This window comes from Flavobacterium sp. (genome assembly GCF_031363805.1).
Taxonomy (GTDB): domain Bacteria; phylum Bacteroidota; class Bacteroidia; order Flavobacteriales; family Flavobacteriaceae; genus Flavobacterium.
Genome location: NZ_JANLVD010000080.1, coordinates 1 through 20,272, shown reverse-complemented (window position 1 = coordinate 20,272; position 20,272 = coordinate 1). Strand labels below are relative to the sequence as shown.

24 protein-coding genes are annotated in these 20,272 nt (G+C 30.9%); 10 read left to right on the top strand and 14 right to left on the bottom strand.

The genetic code is table 11. The annotated features are described in order from the left end of the window. Nucleotides 1-42: 42 nt before the first annotated feature. On the bottom strand, nt 43-909 hold the full coding sequence (locus RMN92_RS04595) for a DUF58 domain-containing protein (protein ID WP_309608289.1): 867 nt from the start codon (nt 907-909) through the stop codon (nt 43-45). Nucleotides 910-992: 83 nt separating this feature from the next. Next, nucleotides 993-1,997: a MoxR family ATPase gene (locus tag RMN92_RS04590; protein ID WP_309608288.1), complete on the bottom strand. Its 1,005-nt coding sequence runs from the start codon at nt 1,995-1,997 to the stop codon at nt 993-995. A gap of 176 nt (nt 1,998-2,173) precedes the next feature. On the opposite strand from RMN92_RS04590, the gene RMN92_RS04585 reads away from it, so the two are divergent. The 3 genes from RMN92_RS04585 to RMN92_RS04575 all read left to right on the top strand — a co-directional run bounded on the left by RMN92_RS04585 (nt 2,174) and on the right by RMN92_RS04575 (nt 4,680). Beyond that, a complete protein-coding gene (locus RMN92_RS04585) occupies nt 2,174-3,034 on the top strand; it encodes an aldo/keto reductase (RefSeq protein WP_309608287.1) in 861 nt (286 codons plus the stop codon). 47 nt (nt 3,035-3,081) lie between these two features. Then, complete coding sequence (locus tag RMN92_RS04580) at nt 3,082-3,474, top strand: four helix bundle protein (protein ID WP_309608286.1); 393 nt, start codon at nt 3,082-3,084, stop codon at nt 3,472-3,474. A 69-nt stretch (nt 3,475-3,543) separates the two neighbouring features. Beyond that, nucleotides 3,544-4,680, top strand: a complete 1,137-nt coding sequence (locus RMN92_RS04575; protein WP_309608285.1) for an ATP-binding protein — start codon at nt 3,544-3,546, stop codon at nt 4,678-4,680. Nucleotides 4,681-5,211: 531 nt separating this feature from the next. On the opposite strand, the gene RMN92_RS04570 is transcribed toward RMN92_RS04575, so the two are convergent. The 6 genes from RMN92_RS04570 to RMN92_RS04545 form a co-directional block, all read right to left on the bottom strand. Continuing rightward, nucleotides 5,212-5,874 (bottom strand): response regulator, encoded by a 663-nt coding sequence (locus RMN92_RS04570; protein ID WP_309608284.1) that lies wholly within the window; start codon nt 5,872-5,874, stop codon nt 5,212-5,214. Between the two features lie 37 nt (nt 5,875-5,911). Continuing rightward, entirely contained in the window at nt 5,912-7,945 is a 2,034-nt protein-coding gene (locus tag RMN92_RS04565; protein WP_309608283.1) for a tetratricopeptide repeat protein, read from the bottom strand. A gap of 130 nt (nt 7,946-8,075) precedes the next feature. After that, a complete protein-coding gene (locus RMN92_RS04560) occupies nt 8,076-8,240 on the bottom strand; it encodes a hypothetical protein (RefSeq protein ID WP_309608282.1) in 165 nt (54 codons plus the stop codon). A 26-nt stretch (nt 8,241-8,266) separates the two neighbouring features. Continuing rightward, nucleotides 8,267-8,431: a hypothetical protein gene (locus tag RMN92_RS04555; protein WP_309608281.1), complete on the bottom strand. Its 165-nt coding sequence runs from the start codon at nt 8,429-8,431 to the stop codon at nt 8,267-8,269. Between the two features lie 27 nt (nt 8,432-8,458). Then, a complete protein-coding gene (locus tag RMN92_RS04550) occupies nt 8,459-8,623 on the bottom strand; it encodes a hypothetical protein (RefSeq protein ID WP_309608280.1) in 165 nt (54 codons plus the stop codon). 38 nt (nt 8,624-8,661) lie between these two features. Beyond that, nucleotides 8,662-8,829: a hypothetical protein gene (locus RMN92_RS04545; protein WP_309608279.1), complete on the bottom strand. Its 168-nt coding sequence runs from the start codon at nt 8,827-8,829 to the stop codon at nt 8,662-8,664. 243 nt (nt 8,830-9,072) lie between these two features. On the opposite strand from RMN92_RS04545, the gene RMN92_RS04540 reads away from it, so the two are divergent. Together RMN92_RS04540 and RMN92_RS04535 are read left to right on the top strand one after the other, a co-directional pair. Beyond that, the gene (locus RMN92_RS04540) at nt 9,073-9,807 is read left to right on the top strand and encodes a metallophosphoesterase family protein (RefSeq protein ID WP_309608278.1); all 735 of its coding nucleotides are present in this window, start codon (nt 9,073-9,075) and stop codon (nt 9,805-9,807) included. 86 nt (nt 9,808-9,893) lie between these two features. Beyond that, a complete protein-coding gene (locus RMN92_RS04535) occupies nt 9,894-10,379 on the top strand; it encodes a DUF6646 family protein (RefSeq protein WP_309608277.1) in 486 nt (161 codons plus the stop codon). 151 nt (nt 10,380-10,530) lie between these two features. On the opposite strand, the gene RMN92_RS04530 is transcribed toward RMN92_RS04535, so the two are convergent. After that, nucleotides 10,531-11,271 (bottom strand): lysophospholipid acyltransferase family protein, encoded by a 741-nt coding sequence (locus RMN92_RS04530; RefSeq protein ID WP_309608276.1) that lies wholly within the window; start codon nt 11,269-11,271, stop codon nt 10,531-10,533. A 136-nt stretch (nt 11,272-11,407) separates the two neighbouring features. On the opposite strand from RMN92_RS04530, the gene RMN92_RS04525 reads away from it, so the two are divergent. Both RMN92_RS04525 and trpS read left to right on the top strand, forming a co-directional pair. Further along, entirely contained in the window at nt 11,408-11,785 is a 378-nt protein-coding gene (locus tag RMN92_RS04525) for a GxxExxY protein (RefSeq protein ID WP_309608275.1), read from the top strand. Between the two features lie 78 nt (nt 11,786-11,863). Further along, nucleotides 11,864-12,841, top strand: coding sequence for a tryptophan--tRNA ligase (gene trpS, locus RMN92_RS04520; protein ID WP_309608274.1), 978 nt, complete (start codon nt 11,864-11,866; stop codon nt 12,839-12,841). 3 nt (nt 12,842-12,844) lie between these two features. On the opposite strand, the gene RMN92_RS04515 is transcribed toward trpS, so the two are convergent. Continuing rightward, nucleotides 12,845-13,840 carry an NAD(P)H-dependent glycerol-3-phosphate dehydrogenase gene (locus RMN92_RS04515; protein WP_309608300.1) on the bottom strand — a complete coding sequence of 332 codons (996 nt, stop codon included), beginning with the start codon at nt 13,838-13,840 and terminating at the stop codon, nt 12,845-12,847. A 252-nt stretch (nt 13,841-14,092) separates the two neighbouring features. Between RMN92_RS04515 and RMN92_RS04510 the strand changes: the two genes are divergently transcribed. Continuing rightward, nucleotides 14,093-14,998, top strand: coding sequence for a nicotinic acid mononucleotide adenyltransferase (locus RMN92_RS04510; protein ID WP_309608273.1), 906 nt, complete (start codon nt 14,093-14,095; stop codon nt 14,996-14,998). 90 nt (nt 14,999-15,088) lie between these two features. On the opposite strand, the gene RMN92_RS04505 is transcribed toward RMN92_RS04510, so the two are convergent. The 4 genes from RMN92_RS04505 to RMN92_RS04490 all read right to left on the bottom strand — a co-directional run bounded on the left by RMN92_RS04505 (nt 15,089) and on the right by RMN92_RS04490 (nt 19,056). Next, the gene (locus tag RMN92_RS04505) at nt 15,089-16,255 is read right to left on the bottom strand and encodes an iron-containing alcohol dehydrogenase (RefSeq protein ID WP_309608272.1); all 1,167 of its coding nucleotides are present in this window, start codon (nt 16,253-16,255) and stop codon (nt 15,089-15,091) included. 7 nt (nt 16,256-16,262) lie between these two features. Next, complete coding sequence (locus RMN92_RS04500; protein ID WP_309608271.1) at nt 16,263-17,048, bottom strand: type 1 glutamine amidotransferase domain-containing protein; 786 nt, start codon at nt 17,046-17,048, stop codon at nt 16,263-16,265. Nucleotides 17,049-17,347: 299 nt separating this feature from the next. Beyond that, nucleotides 17,348-18,280: a hypothetical protein gene (locus RMN92_RS04495; RefSeq protein ID WP_309608270.1), complete on the bottom strand. Its 933-nt coding sequence runs from the start codon at nt 18,278-18,280 to the stop codon at nt 17,348-17,350. Between the two features lie 209 nt (nt 18,281-18,489). Next, a complete protein-coding gene (locus RMN92_RS04490) occupies nt 18,490-19,056 on the bottom strand; it encodes a Crp/Fnr family transcriptional regulator (RefSeq protein ID WP_309608269.1) in 567 nt (188 codons plus the stop codon). Nucleotides 19,057-19,144: 88 nt separating this feature from the next. Here RMN92_RS04490 and RMN92_RS04485 point away from each other — a divergent pair, with 88 nt between their 5' ends. Together RMN92_RS04485 and RMN92_RS04480 are read left to right on the top strand one after the other, a co-directional pair. Further along, nucleotides 19,145-19,837, top strand: a complete 693-nt coding sequence (locus RMN92_RS04485; protein WP_309608268.1) for an NrtR DNA-binding winged helix domain-containing protein — start codon at nt 19,145-19,147, stop codon at nt 19,835-19,837. Between the two features lie 74 nt (nt 19,838-19,911). Further along, nucleotides 19,912-20,178 (top strand): hypothetical protein, encoded by a 267-nt coding sequence (locus RMN92_RS04480; RefSeq protein ID WP_309608267.1) that lies wholly within the window; start codon nt 19,912-19,914, stop codon nt 20,176-20,178. Nucleotides 20,179-20,272: the final 94 nt, after the last annotated feature.

The following is a 20,272-nucleotide window of genomic DNA, read 5'->3' as shown; positions in this document are numbered from 1 at the left end:
TTCTTTGTGCTTTTCCATAGTGACCTTTGTGGTTAAACCCATTTATCTCGATTTAAAATAGCCTAATAATTTTGTCACATAACTTTCATCAACTCTAGTATTCACAATGCCTGAGCCACATTTTGAGAAAATATCCTTAAAGAAAGTAACTTTGTCATTATAATATCTCTCATATTGCAAACGAACCGTTTTTGAGTTGGTGTTTACCCATTGTGTTTCTCCAGTTTCTGCATCTTGCATTGCTACAAGACCAATAGTTGTCATTTTTTCTTCCCGAATATCATACACGCGAACGCCAGTAATATCGTGTTTTTTGGAAGCAATTTTTAATGTTTTTTCGTAATCATCATCAGCAATAAAATCTGAAATTATAAAAACAATAGCTTTCTTTTTTTGAGTTCCCGACAAAAATTTCAAGGCTTGCGAAATATCTGTTTTATTACTTTTTGGTTTAAATTCTATAAGTTCTCGAATAATTCTCAACACGTGAGGCTTTCCTTTTTTTGGTGGTATATACAATTCTATTTCATCTGTAAACAAAATCAGCCCTATTTTATCATTGTTTTGTGTAGCCGAAAATGCCATTGTTGCAGCAATTTCAGTTACAATTTCACTCTTGAGTTGGTTTTTTGTTCCAAAACTTTCTGAACCAGAAATATCCACCATAAGCATCATGGTCAATTCTCGTTCTTCTTCAAAAACTTTTACGTGTGCTTCATTGTATCGTGCCGTAACATTCCAATCAATGGCTCGAATATCGTCGCCATATTGGTATTGTCGCACTTCCGAAAAAGTCATTCCCCGACCTTTAAAAGATGTATGGTATTCGCCCGAAAAGATGTGATCGCTCAATCTTCGGGTTTTGATTTCTATTTTCCGTACTTTTTTTAAGAGTTCTTTGGTATCCATATTCAGGTTTCAGGTTTCGGGTTTCAGGTTTCGGGTTAAGTTAGACAACTTTAAACTCGAAATATTTAAACTCGCAACATGTTTTAAGGTACTTCAATTTCGTTTACAATTTTATTGATAATATCCACCGAAGTAACATTTTCCGCTTCAGCTTCATAAGTAATTCCTATTCTATGACGCAAAACATCGTGAACTACGGCGCGGACATCTTCTGGTATTACATAACCACGGCGTTTGATAAAAGCATAACATTTTGCCGCATTTGCCAAATTGATGCTTCCGCGTGGCGATGCTCCAAAACTAATAAGCGGTTTCAAGCTTTCTAACTTGTATTTTTCTGGATAACGCGTGGCAAAAATAATATCCAATATGTATTTTTCGATTTTTTCGTCCATGTAAACTTCACGAACAGCTTCTTGGGCACGAATAATTTGCTCTACAGAAACTACTGGATTTACTTTTTGAAACTCTCCATTCAAATTCTGACGAATTACCATTCGTTCGTCTTCCAATTTTGGATAATCAATAACCGTTTTCAACATAAAACGATCGACTTGCGCTTCTGGCAATGGATAAGTTCCTTCTTGCTCAATTGGATTTTGAGTTGCCAAAACCAAAAATGGTCTGTCCAACTTGAAAGTCGTGTCGCCAATAGTGACTTGTTTTTCTTGCATGGCTTCCAAAAGTGCCGATTGTACTTTGGCTGGTGCACGATTTATCTCATCGGCCAAAACAAAATTAGCAAAAATAGGCCCTTTTTTAATCGAAAATTCATTCGATTTAATATTATAAATCATGGTTCCAACTACATCGGCAGGCAACAAATCTGGTGTGAATTGAATTCGGCTAAACGACCCTTGAATGGCTTGAGATAAAGTGTTTATAGCCAAAGTTTTTGCCAAACCAGGAACACCTTCAAGTAGAATATGCCCTTTTCCTAAAAGTCCAATTAGCAGCCTCTCAATCATGTGTTTTTGTCCCACAATTACTTTGTTCATTTCCATAGTGAGAAGGTCTATAAATGCGCTTTCTCTTTCAATTTTTTCATTAATCGCTCGAATGTCTAAAGTTGTTGTATTCTCTTCCATTTTTATGTTTTTAAAGCCGTGAATTTAGGTTGTTTTTTTTTAAGGTGCAAATTGAATTTTTTTTTAGGAGTTCGATGTTAATAAATGGTTAAAAATTAATACAAACATTTTCTTTTAAGGATGATTTGTGATAGTATTTTCATATTTTTAAGAATTTAAATTTGAAATACTAAAATATGCAATTTTCTAAAATAATTTCAGGTGTAATGACGTGGGGAATTTGGGGCAAAAATTTATCTGAAAACCAAATGGTTGACTTGATGAATTCTTGTCTTGAAAACAATATAACCACGTTTGATCATGCAGATATTTATGGAGGTTATACCACTGAAAATAGTTTTGGAAAAGCTTTTTCAAATACTAACATTGAAAGAGACAAAATTCAATTAATTTCAAAATGTGGAATCCAACACACGGAAGGTCGAGATAATAAAATTAAGCATTATAATTATTCCAAAAAATATATTATTTGGTCGGTAGAAAATTCATTAAAAAATTTAAATACTGATTATTTGGATGCTCTTTTGTTGCACCGTCCGAGTCCATTGATGCAATCTGATGAAATTGCTGAAGCTATTAATCAATTAAAAAGCGAGGGCAAAATTAAAAGTTTTGGGGTTTCAAATTTTACACCATCGCAAACAGAACTTATTAATCAAAAAATCAAAGTGGAATTTAATCAAATTCAATTTTCGGCAACACATCTGGAGCCAATGCTAGACGGAAGTTTGGATTTTATGCAAATTCATCAAATTAAACCTATGTCTTGGAATCCGTTGGGAAATATTTTCAGAGAAAAAAGCGAGCAAACCAATAGATTAAACATACTTTTATCCTCATTAGAATCAAAGTACAATGTTCCTACCGATGTTTTGCTTTTGGCTTGGATTATGCAACATCCGTCGGGTGTTTTGCCTGTAATTGGAACAACGAGTTCAGACAGAATTAACAATTCCACAAAAGCTATTTCTTTAAAATTGGACTTGGAAGATTGGTTTGCTATTTGGACGGAAAGTTGCGGATTTAAGGTTCCTTAGTTTTAAGTTGCGGGTTTCAAAAGATTTTAATGTTTTAATTATTTTATATGGCTACAATAAAGCAGTTTGAAGATTTAGAAATATGGCAACTGGCAAGAGAAATTTGTCATGATATTTGGGAGTTATTTGAAACTACTTTTTTAGGCAAAGATTATGAATTAAGAAATCAAATTAGTCGTTCGTCTGGTTCCACAATGGATAATATTGCCGAAGGTTTTGAGAGAAACGGACGAAGGGAATTTATTCAATTCTTAAGTATTTCTAAAGGTTCGTGTGGCGAAATAAGATCTCAATTGTACAGAGCTTATGATAGAAAACATATCACGACAGAAAAATTTGAATTATTAAAATCAAAAACTGAAATTGTAAGTAAAAAAATAGGCTCGTTTATGTCTTATCTAGTAAAATCTGATAATAAGGGTAGTAAATTTGATAAATAATTTCTACTCGAAATTCGAAATTCGAAACTCATAACTCGTAACTCATAACCCGCAACCCGCAACTTAGTAATGATAAACAAGCGTCTTCTTATTAAAAATTTATTGGCTCACAACGATGAGTGTAGCTTCTATGATAAGAAACGTCAGTTGAATTTGCATTCGCGGGAAGGAAAAAGTAAATTTTTAAAACACATTTGTGCCTTGTCCAATTCCAACCCTACCAATAATTCATATATTGTAGTTGGTGTGGAAGATTCTGACAATGAAATTGTTGGTGATGATTTTTTTGACGATAGTCGCATTCAAAACCTAGTCAATGCGTTTTTGGAAAATCCACCAAAAATTCAGTATGAAAATGTGCCGTTTCCAAATTTGCCTAAAGACCGAGTTATTGGTTTGGTGACTATAAAACCAAACAACAAAGTTTCGTTTTTTAAAAAAGGAATACACACCATAGTTGCCAATACTACATTTGTTCGATTGGGAAGTAATTCTGTACCTACAGAAGATAAAATCCCGTTTTCAAAACAAAATATTGAAACCGTAATTAGCATTGAGAATAATTCACGTAACAGTATCGGATATACTTTAGAAGGCGTTTTGGATTTTATAAATATTCGGCACAAAGATATGTTTGCCACGCACAAGGTTTTTAAAGAATTGTTTGTGGTTTGCTGGTCTGGAAATCAAAAAAAAATACGAGAAAAAATCTATTTTACAAGGGTTGATATTGAATTGATAAACGAGCAAATTAAACTTTTTTATTCTGCTCAAGACGAAGTTTCTATAGAATATGATGAAAATACTTTTATACTTACAGAATATATAAAATTAGGATTAAATGATAAAACAAGTTATTATCCATTAGAACGAGTAATTATAAGTTTTTTTGACAATGGATATTACAAAATAGAAAATAAAATGCTATTTGAACCTCCTGAATTTAACTTGAAAATGCTACACCATATTTATAATAATAGTAAGTTTTTATTAGAAAAAATGGAAAAAAGTTATAGTTTGAATGAAAACGAAAAAAAAGATCTTGAAAATTTACCTTCAACATTAATGATTTGTTATTTGAATGGATTCACAGAGGCAAAAGAAAGATTAATTAATGCAAAGCAACTCTTAAAACCCTTTCCTAATATATATTTGAGTTTCAAAGAAGCCTTAAGGATTTTAAGAAAAATGAAATACAATAATTAGTAAATATTTTATTTTAAGCCATTCAAATTTAATAATTTAGCTAAGATAAATTATGAAAAAATGTATTTAATTGGTTTATTTATAACCCTTAAAGTATGTATAATTATTAAAAACCATATCAAAACAAGACCTATAAAACTATAAAGTATAGGAATACCAATTTTTATATCATTTAAAGCATAATACCCTTTGTATATTGAAATTGAAACCACGTTAAAATCAATTTGATTTATGATTTCAGACAAGCAAACAATTATTACTAGCAAATTTAGTGCGAAAATCATGTAAAAGGCAAGTAAAAATGTTGATAGTAATAACTTAGATTTGTATTTTGATTTTTGTATTTTTTCTACCATATCCAAAAAAATTAAATAATTTATTATAATCTAGTTCTCATTTTTAAAAGATTCTATTTAAAAATAAGGACTATAAAATTACAAACTTCAATGGTAGAAATTTTATGGTTTTCCAGCGTATTTTGTTAAAATATTTTTGCGCGAATAAAAGAGTGTGGTTTTTTGAGAAAAATATTTAAATAAGCCCGAGTCTTCTGGCTTCTCTAATAATGTCTTCATCGTTTCCTTTCGGAATTAAGAAATATTCGCGTATGGTCACTTTTCTTTTTTCAATAGCACTTATGGACATATTGATATGATTTGGAATACTTTTAGTATTTATACCTTGTGCAATTAAAGAAATAATTTGTCTATTAAAACTGTCCAAATAGATTTTTTTTGAAGTTAACTCCTTAATTGTTTGCTTAACAGTTTGGCTATGGTATATTTTTCCTTCCATAATTTCTTGAAAAGCCGACAATAATTCTTCGGCACTGAAATCGCTTTTTACCAATACACCTGCGGGTTCAACATTTTTAATAATATCATATAATAAAATAGATTCTGTATGTGAGGTCAAAATCACAATTTTAGCCTTTGGCATTCTTTTTTTTATGATTAGAGCCAAATCTTTGCCGTTTTGAATATTTTTGGCATCATATGGTGGCAAGCTATAATCTAAAAACACCACATTAAAAGCATTACTTCTTTTTGTTTTAGTAATTATTTCATAAGCAGATTTTGTATCTGTTGCTGAAGTGGTTTCAACTTCATAACCAAAATCATTGTATGATAAAATAATTTTATATCCTTCGATCATTGAAGGATGATCATCGATCATTAGTATTTTTAGTTTCATAATACAAATTTTACAAGCATATGGTGAATGTATGTATTTATATTGGAATAATCAAATTAATATGGGTTCCTTTTCCTTTTTTTGAAATAATTTTTATTTTGCCATCAAGTGTATTTACTCTTGCTAGCATGTTTTTTAACCCAATCCCTTCTTTTGTTTTTTCTACATTAAAACCAACACCATCATCAGTAATATCAATTTGAATATGGTCATCATGTTGTATAATATTTGCATTGCTATTTTTTGCTTTTGCGTATTTATTAATGTTTTGAAGATTTTCTTGAAATATTCTATAAATATTCATTTTTATAGCTACATCGATACTATCCCAATTGATATGATTATCAATTTCCAGATGGAAATTGGTTTTAGAGATGTCTTTTTGAGACTCGAATAATGATTCAATAATAATTTTAAAACTGTCTTTGCCTAGAAATATGTCTTGTGCTAGATTATGGGAAATTTGTCTTATTTCCTTTTCAATATTTTGAATTTCTGCAATATGGACTAGACATTTTTTTATGGTTTCTTCATCAGTTTTTTTACTTAAAACAAATAAATTGAGTCTGGTGCTGGTCAATTTGCTCATTATACCATCGTGTAATTCTTGCGATATTCGTTTTTTTTCTTCCTGCCTACCTTCATCAATTTTGCTTTGTTGGTCAAGCATGAGTTGGTATATATCTTCGTTTGCTTTTTGCTGTGCTTTTTCAAACTGCAATTCTTTGTTTTTGGAGTGTTGAGATTTTGCAAGGTAAAGTAGCCCAATTACCAAAACTATAAAAACTCCAAATCCTAAAATTACCCATCGTTGGTAGGAAATTTTGTTTTTTTCGGCCTCAATATTATTTTTCTGAATGGTAATTTCGTCAGTTTCAAATTCTATCCTTGCAAACTTATTTCTAGTAGCACGTTCATTATTTTGCAGACTATCAGTTAATTTTATGAACCTATTATTATAAAAAGAGTCGTTTTTAGGATCAATTTTAGTTAATAGTTGAAGTGCTTTGAGTTCATCTTCAAATATTTTATTCGAATTTGCTTGTTTTTTGGCTTCGGTAATATTGGCGAAAGCTTTCAGCGTATCTTTTTTGTCCAAATAATATTCAGACAAATTTATCTTGCTTGAAACAATGCCTAGAGTATTTTTTAACGCTTGTCTTATTTTTAAACCTTCATTAAGTTGAAAAATAGAAGATTCATTGCCCATTTTAAGATTAGAATAACCCAAATTATTAATCAAATTGGCATAGAGAAAAGGCAGCGTTTTTTTGAAATCATCAAATTCCAAACCTTTCCTGAAGTATTCAATCGACTTGGAATAATTTTTTTGCTTTTGATACACTTTGCCTATATAATTATAGGCTTGTGCTTTTAGCATTAAATATTGAGGATCATCTTGTAATTTTGATGTAATTTCAAAAGCTTTGTTATAATATTCTAAAGCATTTTCAGAATTGTTTAATCCTTCTAAAGCATTTCCTAAGGTTATATAACAATCATGAACTAACCTTGTATTATTTTTAATTTTTCGGTTTTTTAAAATTTCAATTATAGCAGTTTCACATCCTAAAAAATCTTTTTCAAAAAACAAAATATTTGCTTTGTAATATTTTATTCTTAATACATCGTAATTAACGTCATATGATAAATATGTTTTTTCTGACTTCGTATAATAATAATAAGCACTATCGTTTTTAAACCTGCTGTAATGGTAATCGCCAATGTAATAAAGCGCTTTTGCTACACCCAAAACGTCTTGCCTATTTTTAGACATATTGTACACCATTCTGCTTACTTGAAGATTTTTTTCATTTTCTCCAAGATTGTAGTACGTATCAGAAAGTTTAAAATAATGGTTCCGGGTAAGTGAATCATTGTCTTTTTTTCCTAAAAGATTAATTATTTTATCCGCATATAAAATACGTTTCGTTTTTTCAATTTTAAAATTGTTGGCTTTTGTAAATAAAGTATCAATTTTATCTTCACCCAATACGGTACCGTTAGACTCCTTTTTTTTATTACAATTAAATAGAAGAAGAATTAAAAATATAGATAATAAATTTTTCAAATTTTTGAGAGTTTGTTTTCAAATTTACAAATTTATTTAACAAACTCCCGCAACCAATTATTTTCTACACCATCAATTTTTCATTAAAACAGCATTTTAATTAAATTTGGAGTATACAGTAAGATTTACATTAATTAACGCTTCTAGGTGGAACAACTGGTGGATCAACTTGATTTACTTGGACAGTAATTTCGTTTTTGGAATCATCCAAAATATCTTCAACAGTACAAGAAGTTAAAAATGAAGAAGTAACGAATAATGTAATAATTGCCAATGAATAGGTGAATTTTTTCATGATTGTGGTATGTTTTTGGTTTTATATTATCTAACGCTTCTAGGTGGAACAACTGGTGGATCAACTTGATTTACTTGGACAGTAATTTCGTTTTTGGAATCATCCAAAATATCTTCAACAGTACAAGAAGTTAAAAATGAAGAGGTAATGAATAATACAATTATTGCGAATGTGTAGGTGAATTTTTTCATGATTTGTGGTATATTTTTGGTTTTATATTATCTAATGCTTCTAGGTGGAACCACTGGTGGATCAACTTTATTGACTTGGACAGTAATTTCGTTTTTGGAATCATCCAAAATATCTTCAACGGTACAAGAAGTTAAAAATGAAGAGGTAACGAATAATACAATTATTGCGAATGTGTAGGTAAATTTTTTCATGGTTTGTGATATTAAATTATGTTATATTTTTAAAGTTTTTAACAATGACAATTTCTTGGTGGAACAACTGGTGGATCAACTTGGTTGACTTGAATAACAGTATCTTTTTTAGAATCATCACCTATTTCATCAGCTGAACAAGAAGTTAGAAATGAAGAAGAAACGATTAAAGTAATCATTAAGAATGTGTAGGTAAATTTTTTCATGGTTTGTGATATTAAATTATTATATTGTTTTTTAAAAATAATTAAGAGTAGAAAATCTGTCAAAATGCGAGTGAGTTCTCTCTTATAATTTTACCAAAATTATAAAGGTTTCAGAAATAAATTTTACGGTTTTCCCGCGTATTTTGTTAAACTTTTAGCGTAGAATTGATTTTATCGTATTTTAACAGTTGTTTTGTACACAAAATATATATATTTAATATATTGCTTTTATAAAATTTATAAATGAGAACTTTAGTAATTGGCGACATTCACGGTGGTTTTTTGGCACTAATTCAAGTGTTAAATAAGGCTAAAATCACCAAAAACGATATCTTAATTTTTCTTGGCGATTATGTTGATGGTTGGAGCCAATCGCCACAAGTAATTGATTTTTTAATAAATCTATCCACTCAAAATAAATGTATATTTATTCGAGGCAATCATGACCAACTTTTTCTAGATTGGCTTGAAACCAACGATAAAGAAATAGATGAAGGAATGTGGTTTAAACATGGAGGTGAAGCTACCGTTTTGGCATATAAATTGGTTTCGGAGTCGGTAAAAAATAAACATATTCAATTTTTGAAATCCCTCCAAAACTTCTATATTGACTTTAAGAACAGATTATTTGTTCACGCAGGATTTACCAATATGAATGGTGTAGATTATGAATATTTTCCAAAATTATTATATTGGGACAGAACACTTTGGGAAACAGCTGTTTCTTTGGATATTTCAATTTATAAAGACCATTTATTTTATCCAAAAAGATTCACCAATTACACAGAAATATACATTGGTCACACACCCGTAACTAGACTTGGAATAACAACTCCTTTAAATAAAGCCAATGTTTGGAATATTGATACTGGCGCTGCTTTCAAAGGTCCTCTAACTATTATGGATGTTGATACAAAAGTATTTTGGCAAAGCGAAAACTTGCCAGATTTATATCCAAATGAAAAGGGCAGAAATTAATTGAAATCTAATCTTTCAATAAATGTATTTTTTTGTTTTGAATAATCAAATGATTTCTATATTTGTAAAAATAAATCAAAGTAAATATGAAAAAATTAATTACACTTTTAGTCATACTTTCAGTAAGTATAGTAAACGCTCAAGCATACAAAGGCAAAGGCGATGTTAAAGCACAAGTGGGTATGAATATTCAAAACAATTTAACAGGAATTCAAGTGTCTTCAGATTTCGGAATTGGTGAAAATATGTCTTTCGGATTTGTAGGATCCTATTTATTAGGAGCTTCTGGATTTGAAATTGGAGATGTAAAATTTAAAGACAGAGCCGATTTAAAAGCACGCTTCAATGCCAACTTAGGGAATGTATTTGAAATGGATGAAAAAATGGATATTTATCCAGGATTAAACCTTGGTTTGAAAAATTTTGGGGCTCATTTGGGTTTTAGATATTTCTTTACAGATGGTTTTGGAGTATTTACAGAAGCAGGAATTCCAATTGCAAAATATAATTCCGATGGAGGCAATGTGAACAATCAATTTGTTTTAACCCTTGGTGCTTCATTCAATTTATAGACAGAGATAAAGCTACAAAAAAAGCGTTTCAATTTTTTTGAAATGCTTTTTTTTAACTTAAATATTGGACTCCATTATTTAATTAAATTTTCGGACAAAGCAAATAGGGGTATAGTAATTTTAAAAATTAGTCTATTTCTACAATTTATTTTTACGACTCGAAAACCAAAAGCTGATTGTAAATAACATTTCTAGCTTCTTCTTTAACTGTTTTTCTGTCATTTATAATTTTTGTTGAAGTTTCTATAAAAGGTAAAATTTTTACCCTCATTTTTCCTGGACTTCCACTCAAAAATGTATAAGAAAAACGTTCTTTATTGTCAGCAAAGACCAATGGAACTATGGGCAAATGATGTTCAATTGCCAAACGAAAAGCGCCATCTTTAAACTCGTCCAAAACAATAGATTCATCATCGGGAACTTTGCCTTCTGGAAAAATACAAATGCTCAAGCCTTGATCAATGCGTTTTTGAGCGCGTGCAAATACTTCCATTCTGCTTTTTGGGTTGTTTCTATCTACCAAAATGCAAGTACGCTTATAAAAAAATCCAAATATTGGAATCTTGACCAATTCCATTTTTCCAACAAAAACAAAAGGATTTTTAACTACCGAAAGCATCAGCATTATATCCATCATAGAAGTATGATTGGCAATAAACATATAACTTTTATGAGTTATTATTTTTTCTTCAGTTTCTACCTTATAATAAAATCCCATGCCGTAAAGAATTATTTTAGCCCAAATTCTAGCCATTCTAAAAAAATAGGGATACCAAGTTTCTTTGAGAATTGAAACAAATAGAAATGGAAACATGACAAGTATGGGTACGGTCATTAAAACATAAAACCAAATACGCCACAAAACCCAAAAAACAATTTTTAATATTTTCATACATTCAAAAATAGCGAATAGTAATTGATAATTTCATTAAATAATTAACTTTGTGTTTTTAACCGCAGAGTTTGCAAAGTTTTTCGCTGAGGTCATGAAAAAGAAAAAATGAATATCAAACCTTTGTAAACACTGTATGACTGAAAATGAAATTTCAACAAAAATAATTGGATTAGCAATCGAAGTTCATAGAATACTTGGTGCAGGATTACTTGAAAATGCATACAAAGAGTGTTTGTATTATAAAATAAATAAATCGGATTTGTTTGTTGAGAAAGAAAAGGCATTACCATTAATTTTTGAAGAAGTTAAATTAGATTGTGGTTATCGTGTTGATTTGTTAGTAGAAAGAAAATTCATAATTGAAGTTAAGAGTGTTGAATCTTTAAATGAAATACATTTAGCTCAAACTTTAACATACCTAAAGCTTGGTAAATTTAAATTAGGATTACTTATAAATTTTAATGAGATTTTATTAAAAAATGGAATCAGAAGAGTGGTTAATAATTTATAAACAAAAAACTCTGCGAAAAACTCTGCAAACTCTGCGGTAAATAAATGAATTAGAAACCTTAAAGGTAAATAAAAAACAATGTCAACAATACTTACAGGAATACAAAGCACAGGAACACCACATTTAGGAAATTTATTAGGAGCCATTATTCCAGCCATTCAAATGGCAAGCGAATCAACCAGTGAATCTTTTCTTTTTATTGCCGATCTACATTCGATTACCCAAATAAAAGACGGAAAAACTTTAAAAGAAAACACTTATAGCACAGCTGCCGCTTGGCTGGCTTGTGGATTAAATACTGAAAAGGTGGTTTTTTATCGCCAGTCAGATGTGCCACAAACGGCAGAACTATCATGGTATTTGAGTTGTTTTTTTCCGTACCAACGACTCACATTGGCACATTCTTTCAAAGACAAAGCAGACAGATTGGAAGATGTGAATGCTGGACTATTTACTTATCCAATGCTTATGGCGGCAGATATTTTGTTGTACGATGCCAACATTGTTCCAGTTGGAAAAGACCAACTGCAACATATTGAAATTTCGCGTGACGTAGCTGCTCGATTCAACAATCAAATGGGTGAAACGTTTGTTTTGCCAGAAGCTAAAATCCAAGAAAACACTATGCTGATTCCTGGTACCAATGGTCAAAAAATGAGTAAATCCAGAAACAATATTATCAATATATTTTTGGATGACAAAGCACTTCGCAAACAAGTAATGACTATTGAAACCGATAGTACGCCGCTTGAAGATCCAAAAAATCCTGAAACTTGTAATATTTTTGGATTATACAAATTGTTAGCCAATGAATCTCAAATAGCAAAAATGGTTGAAAATTATAAAAATGCAAATCAAGATTACGGTTATGGCCATGCCAAACAAGCATTGTTTGAATTGATTACACAAAAATTTATGACCGAAAGAGAAAAGTACAATTATTATATGAATAATTTACCCGAATTGGATCAAGCGTTACAAATTGGAGCTCAAAAGGCAACGGCTGTGGCGAATGGCGTTTTGAATAGAGTGAGAACGAAATTGGGCTTTTTGTAAATACTAATCCAACTTATCTGTCAATTTTTTGAAAACACTTTTTGCATCTTTGCCTTCGTATAAAATCTCGTAAACAGCATCGATAATAGGTGTTTTGGCCCCATATTCTTGGTTCAGTTTCCAAGCACTTTTAGTAGCATAATAACCTTCGGCAACCATGCTCATTTCCATTTGGGCAGATTTTACAGTGTAGCCTTTGCCAATCATATTGCCAAACATTCTGTTTCTTGAAAATACGGAATAGCCAGTAACCAATAAATCACCCAAATAAGCAGAGTCGTTAATATTTCGCTTCATTCGGTGTACTTTTTTGATAAACTTTTTCATTTCGCGAATACTGTTGCTCATTAAAACCGATTGGAAATTATCCCCGTAACCCAATCCGTGGGCGATTCCTGCTGCAATGGCAAAAATATTTTTGAGCATGGCGGCATACTCTGTACCAATAATATCGTCTGTGATTTTGGTTTTTATAAAATGTCCTGAAAGACAATCGGCAACAACTTTTGCTTTTTTGGCATCGCCACAAGAAATGGTTAAATAGGATAAACGCTCCAAAGCAACTTCTTCCGCATGGCAAGGTCCAGTGATTACTCCAATATTATTATAAGGAATATGGTAGGTTTCATGAAAATGTTCGCCTACTATCATACTAGTTTCTGGCACAATACCTTTTATAGCCGAAAAAATCACTTTGCCTTCCAAGCTTTCGGTCATTTTTTCTAATTCTTTGCTCAAAAAAGCAGAAGGAATTGCGAAAATGATATAATCCGCATAAGCAATCGCTTCGTTGATGTTGGTAGTAAGTCGCAATTTTTTGACATCAAATTCAACTCCTGTTAAATAATTTGGGTTGTGTTTGAAGGTTCGAATATGGTTTACCGCTTCCTCATTTCGCATATACCATGCTACTTGATCAAGGTTTACACAAAGCATTTTGGTGATGGCGGTTGCCCAGCTTCCGCCGCCTATTACGGCAAATTTTGGTTTTGTAATCATTGGTTTCTTAATTAGCCCTGATGGAAACGGCATCCTTTTTTGTGGTTTTGTCATCCTGAGCTTGTCGAAGGGCAAAACCACAAAAAAGATAGAGTGTACAGCAGGAAATAGCTCCTAAAAATTAGGATATTCAAAAGTAATCAAAATTGTTAAAAACAGTGCGAAAGTAATAGTTTAAAATATGGATTCTTTAAATTTTTAAAAACTGGCACGCTAATTGGATATGGTTTATAAACCTTAAAAAATAAAGTTATGAAAACGATAAAAATACTTTTGATTGCGATGGTTTCGCCTTTTCTATTTTCTGCTTGCCAAACAGATATTATTGTAAATGATTCTTATGTTGATAATGCAATTCCACTTCCTGAATTGATGGAAAGTTATGATTTGTGGTATGTGGACTATGATAGAACTACTGGAAATGGCGATGTGCCTTTCTTGTCCAGAGCTTTTACAATTTCTTTGTTTAATGGCCGTTTGTATGCCAACAATAATTTAGTTGGAATAGGGAATACTGGAAATGGTTTGGGAATTATAGTGGGCGATTACAGCTATTTTCCTACTGCTGTTAGGTTTTATCACGATATATATGGCACTTATGATTTGGAAGTTTATCAAACTGGCAGAAATGAAATTAAAATGTACAGCCGTAGCGAAAACACTACCTATTATTTAACTGGATTCCAAACAAATACATTTGATTACGATCGTATTTTTTATGATAATATTAATTATTTTTTGCAGGAATACAAAGCTTGGGAAAAAGTTTATACAAGTAATTACGGTGCTTTAAATGATTTTGATAATGAGCATTTTATCAAATTTGTTTCTGGAGGAAGTGGTACAACCTTTAAGTCATCTCAGGATGCTTATGGAACAAATGTAAATAATATTTACTGGGATTTTACGGGACAGTATGGTGTTTACAACACTTCAAATCCGAACCTAAAAAATTTAACATTAGATTATGATTTTTGGGGCAATGAAAGCTTTAAGTTGACCGTTATTAATGACAGTAAGATAAGATTGTTTCATACTGCATCGGGTACAACTTATGAGTTTGCAGGTCGAGGATTTATTCAATTTTTGAAAAATACAGAACCAAAATCACGTTCAAAAAATGATGCGGCAAAAAAAATGGAGTTAGTTAAATTATAATAAAGTTAAGTTAAGTTTTGTTTTTGGTGTTTAGGAAAAAGGCGTTCGAGAAAATATTCTTGAACGCCTTTTGTTTATAATTGATTTTGCTTAATAGCTCATTTCAACAATTTCTTTCACTTTTTCTAAAGTAATATTTTGTTTTTCTCCAAGAGCTTTCCAACCTCTTTCGTCAAAACGATTTACGATAAAATCAGCAGTTTTTTGATAATCATTTGTGTTTTCTGAAAGTTTGGTTTTCATTCCCATTTTATGGAAAAATTCAATCGTTTTTTCAATGGCTTGATTGGCTTTTTCATCTATTGAATTTCCTGTAACATGGAAAATTCTTTCGCCATATTGTGCTAGTTTGTCTTTTTTGGTTTCAAACATGACTCTGTATAAACTTGGAGCAATGATTGCCAAAGTTCTGGCATGGTCAATTTCGTAAAGCGCTGTGAGTTCATGACCAATCATGTGTGTTGCCCAATCTGAAGGAACACCTTTTTGAATCAATCCGTTCAACGCCATGGTAGCCGACCACATAAAATTGGAAGCCAATTTATAATCGCTTGGATTTTCAACTACACTAGGACCTATTTCTACTAGAGTTTGCAAAATTCCTTCGGCAATTCTGTCTTGCAAAAGTGCATCTGTAGGATAGGTTAAATATTGCTCCATTACGTGGGTGTACGCATCGATAATTCCGTTTTGAATTTGACGTTTTGGCAACGACGAAACTACAGTTGGATCACAAATAGAAAATTTTGGAAACAAAGCGCTTCCACCTATTGCTAGTTTCTCTTGAGTAGCTTCAATAGTAACCACTGCACCAGAATTCATTTCAGAACCTGTAGCTGGCAAAGTTAAAACAGTTCCAAAAGGAATTACTTTTGATAAATCTGTAAATAAAACTTTCTTTTTTAAAATGTCTATTGGATTTCCTTCGTAATGCGTTGCGCCAGAAATGAATTTTACACCATCTATAACGCTTCCGCCTCCAACAGCAAGAATAAAGGTGATATTTTCATTTTTTACAATTTCTACTGCTTTTAGCAAGGTTTCAAATCTAGGATTGGGTTCAATACCCCCAAATTCAATAATTTTAAAATCTTTTAATGCAGCAACTACGGCCTCATGAACTCCATTTTTAAAAATACTTCCACCACCGTAAGCCAGTAAAACTTTGGCATTGGCTGGAACAAGTTTGGATAATTTTTCTGTTTGTCCTTTCCCAAAAACATAATTGGTAGGATTGTATAATTCGAAATTTAGCATTTTTATTTTATTTTAATTGTTGTAATAATTTTTGCGCAACCAATTTGGACGAAGCTGGATTTTGACCTGTAATTAATAATCCATCTTCTACTGCATAAGGTTGCCAGTTTTCTTTTTTAGAATAAGTTGCGCCATTTTTAGACAATTCATCTTCTAATAAAAATGGAACAACTTTGGTTAAACCAACAGCCTCTTCTTCGGTGTTAGAAAACCCTGTAACTTTTTTTCCTTTTACAAGATATTCACCGTTAACTTTTACATTTTTTAAAGCACCAGGAGAGTGACATACAAATGCAACTGGTTTATTATTGCTATAAAAAGCTTCTATTAAAGCAATTGAATTTCTATCTTCAGCTAGATCCCAAAGTGGTCCGTGTCCTCCAGGATAAAAAACAGCATCATAATCTGCTTGATTCACATCAGATAATTTATGGGTATTTTTCATTTTTTCCAAAAGTTCTTTGTCGTTATGATAACGTTTTGAATCTTCTGTAACCGCAGATGGATCTTCACTTTTAGGATCAATTGGCGGCTGTCCTCCAAGTGGCGTTGCAACATCTATTACAATTCCTTTGTCTGATAATTCATAATATGGAGCTGCAAATTCTTCTGTCCAAAATCCTGTTTTTTCGCCTGTATTACCTAGTTTGTCGTGACTGGTAACTACAAATAATACTTTTTTCATAATTTTTTCTTTCTGATTTTTAATTTGTGATGTAATTTTTTCTTGTGATTGATTTTTGCAAGCCAAGAAGATCAAAGGTATTGCTAATAAGAGTTTTAGATATTTCATAAATTTTATTATTTGTTACAAAATTACTTTGTTTTGCAACAATAAATAATGATAAGAATCACAAATTTTATGTGATAATTATCACATTTTAAATAAACCACTATGAACTCAAAGTCCATAAATTTGGTTTTGCAGATTTAAAGTTTCCCAGGTTAAAAAAGTAAAATTTACCGCGAATTCGCAAATTAAAGGCTTAAAAAACAGAAAATAATTAGCGAATTTGCGGTAAATTTTTTTAGAATGTGAAAGAGAAATGCACTAAAATGTTTAGTTTTAACTATTTTTCAGACCAATAAACATTAAAACTTAATTTCCTGAATCAAAAAATTGGAAGTTTTTGTTGCATTTGGATTAAAAATCTCGTCTAATTTAGCGTTCAAAACATAATATTTTTTGTTTACTACAATTCCAGTTGTTGGAAAAGTCATTTCAGTTGGAGCAGTTTTTACAACTTTTGCAGTAGCAAAATCATTGGTAGAATTGAGTTGGAAAACTTGCTTTGTGGAATTTGAAATTACCATTAATTCATTTTCTCCGTTTAAGAAAATTCCGTCAGCTCCTAGAATCAAATCGCTGTTTATTTTAGTAATTTCTTTGGGATTTTTAATCGAAACTTTGTATAATTCACCAGTATTTGATTGCGCTACAATTAAATATCCATTTGGATGTACAACAATTCCATTCAAATTGAAACCATCTTTTTTCCAGTTTTCTGATGTTGCAAAAATCGAAGGAACTCCTTTTGGAGAAATTTTATAAATAATTGGCGAAGCACTATTGGTTACATAGCAATTTCCTTTCAAATCAAAATCTACATCATTGGCAAAATTTCCTCCGCTTGGATTCAACACTCCTAAATCTGCAGCAAATTTTCGTTTTCCTGTGGTTAAATCATAAGCTATTAGTTTGGCAAGTTTCATTTGAGTTGTTGCACTTGTATTTACTGCAACACCTGGATCGGAAACACAAACGTACAATAAATTTGCTTTTTCGTTGGCGTGAATCCCAATGGTACTCACCAAAGCTGTATCGGTAATAAATTCTGTGTAAACGCCTTTGGATGTTACTTTTCCAATTTTTCCGTAGTGTAATGAACTCACGAAATAGACATCTTGTTTTTTGCTGTAAGCAATGCCTTCAGGATACAATTCATTAGAGTTGAAAGCAATATTTTGAGCATTTGCTGATAAAGCGAACGTCAAAACGAATAGAATTTTGAATAAATTTTGCATAGTTTTTAAGTTTGAATTTAAATTCAAAAGTAAACGGAAATATTGATTTGAAATGTGATGAAAATCACAAATATTCACAAAATTTTTAGAAGTAAAATCTTTAAACCTATAAAGTCTATATTTTATTTTAAATAAAGTTTAGAACTCTAGAAGTGAAGTTTCAATGTAACTAGAATTTGTTAAAACTCTATAATTTTTAGAAAAAATATTTATTTTTTCAAACTAAATCTACTCAACGTTTCTCTGGAAACACCAAGATAAGAGGCAATCAATGCTTTCGGCACTTTTTGAATCAAAACTGGATATTGTTTGACCAATTTTTCATAGCGTTCCCGTGGATTGTTGTTCAATAAAGTCAATAATCGTTGTTGTAAGGCAACATAACCAGCATTGGATTTTTTTCTAAAAAAATGTTCCATTTTATGCATTTCAGAACATAATTTTTCGCGATTAATCAACGACAAACACAAAACTTCGGCATCTTCAATACAATCTACATTGATTGTTGCAGGAATTTGATTGAAATAAGAGTTATAATCGGTTATCCACCAGTTCTGAGTTCCAAATTGCATTATATATTCTTTGCCTTCTTGGTTCAAATAATAAGATTTCAAGAAACCACTCAAAACAAAATAATCATTTGGAACCAAGTCATTTTCTTGAATAAGAAACTGGTGTTTTTTGATTTTTTTGTTTGTAAAATGCGATAAAATATAATCGAATTCCGAATCGGAAAGCGGTGTTATTTCTTGAATTTGTTGGCGGAGAATGTGCATTTGAATTTTTCTGTTTTACAAATGTATTATATTAGAGTCGATTTGTCAAAAAAGGATTTATATTCGTGTAAAAAATACGCATCGAAATATGAAAGAATTACAAAATATTAGAGTCGCAGTCGATGCCATTGTTTTTGGTTATCAAAACGGCAAATTATTTGTGCTTTTAATTCAGCAAAAATTTGGAACAACAGAAAATTATTGGGCACTTCCTGGAGGATTGGTACAAAATAAAGAATCAATTATCGATGCAGTAAAACGAGAATTGAAAGAAGAAACGAATGTCAAAGTGAATTATCTAGAACAGCTCTACACTTTTGGTGATAATGTAAATCGGGATTCACGAAATAGAGTCATATCTGTTGCTTATTTTGCCTTGGTAGATTCCACAAAATTTGATATTAAAGCCGACACAGATGCTGATAAAGTGCAATGGTTTGCTATTACAGATATTCCAAAACTGGCTTTTGATCATAATATGATAGTTAAAAAAGCAATTGAAAGACTCAAGGCAAAATTATCTTATCAACCAATAGGTTTTGATTTATTGCCTCAAAAATTTCTTTTTTCTGATTTAGAAAATTTATACTGTTCTATTTTAGAAAAAGAAATAGACCGTAGAAATTTTAGAAAAAAACTGATGAGTTTTGGAGTTATTGAAGAAACTAGTGAGTTTTCATCAGTAAAAACTGGTCGTCCAGCCAAACTTTTTCAATTCAATCATCAAAAATACAATGCTTTGGTAAAAGTGGGATTTCACTTCGAAATTAAATTTGCGTAAATTTTACACAAAATATTTTGTCGTTTGATATTTTTGTTTTTACTTTGCGTAATAATAACACAAATAAAATAATTATGATACTTAATTTAGATAAAAATTTCAGTCCACTTGGAGATGAAAAATTAATTAACTTTCAAAGTTTTACATTTTCTGGAGGCGAACCGCATATAAAAATACAATCTGATTTTGATACAACTGAAGCTTTAACAATTACCCACCGATTAAATTCATTCAACGATTTAGGATTGCTTTGTGTTTCGGTTGATGCATTACGACGAATGGATATAAAAATAATTCGAGTTACATACATAAAAAACAATTATATTTACAGTAAAATATAGTAGATGGAAGCAATATTTAGGGGGGAGAATATTTTAGAGTTCATAAAAGCCTTTCCAGATGACAATAAATGTAGAGAAGTTATAGCAAATGAGA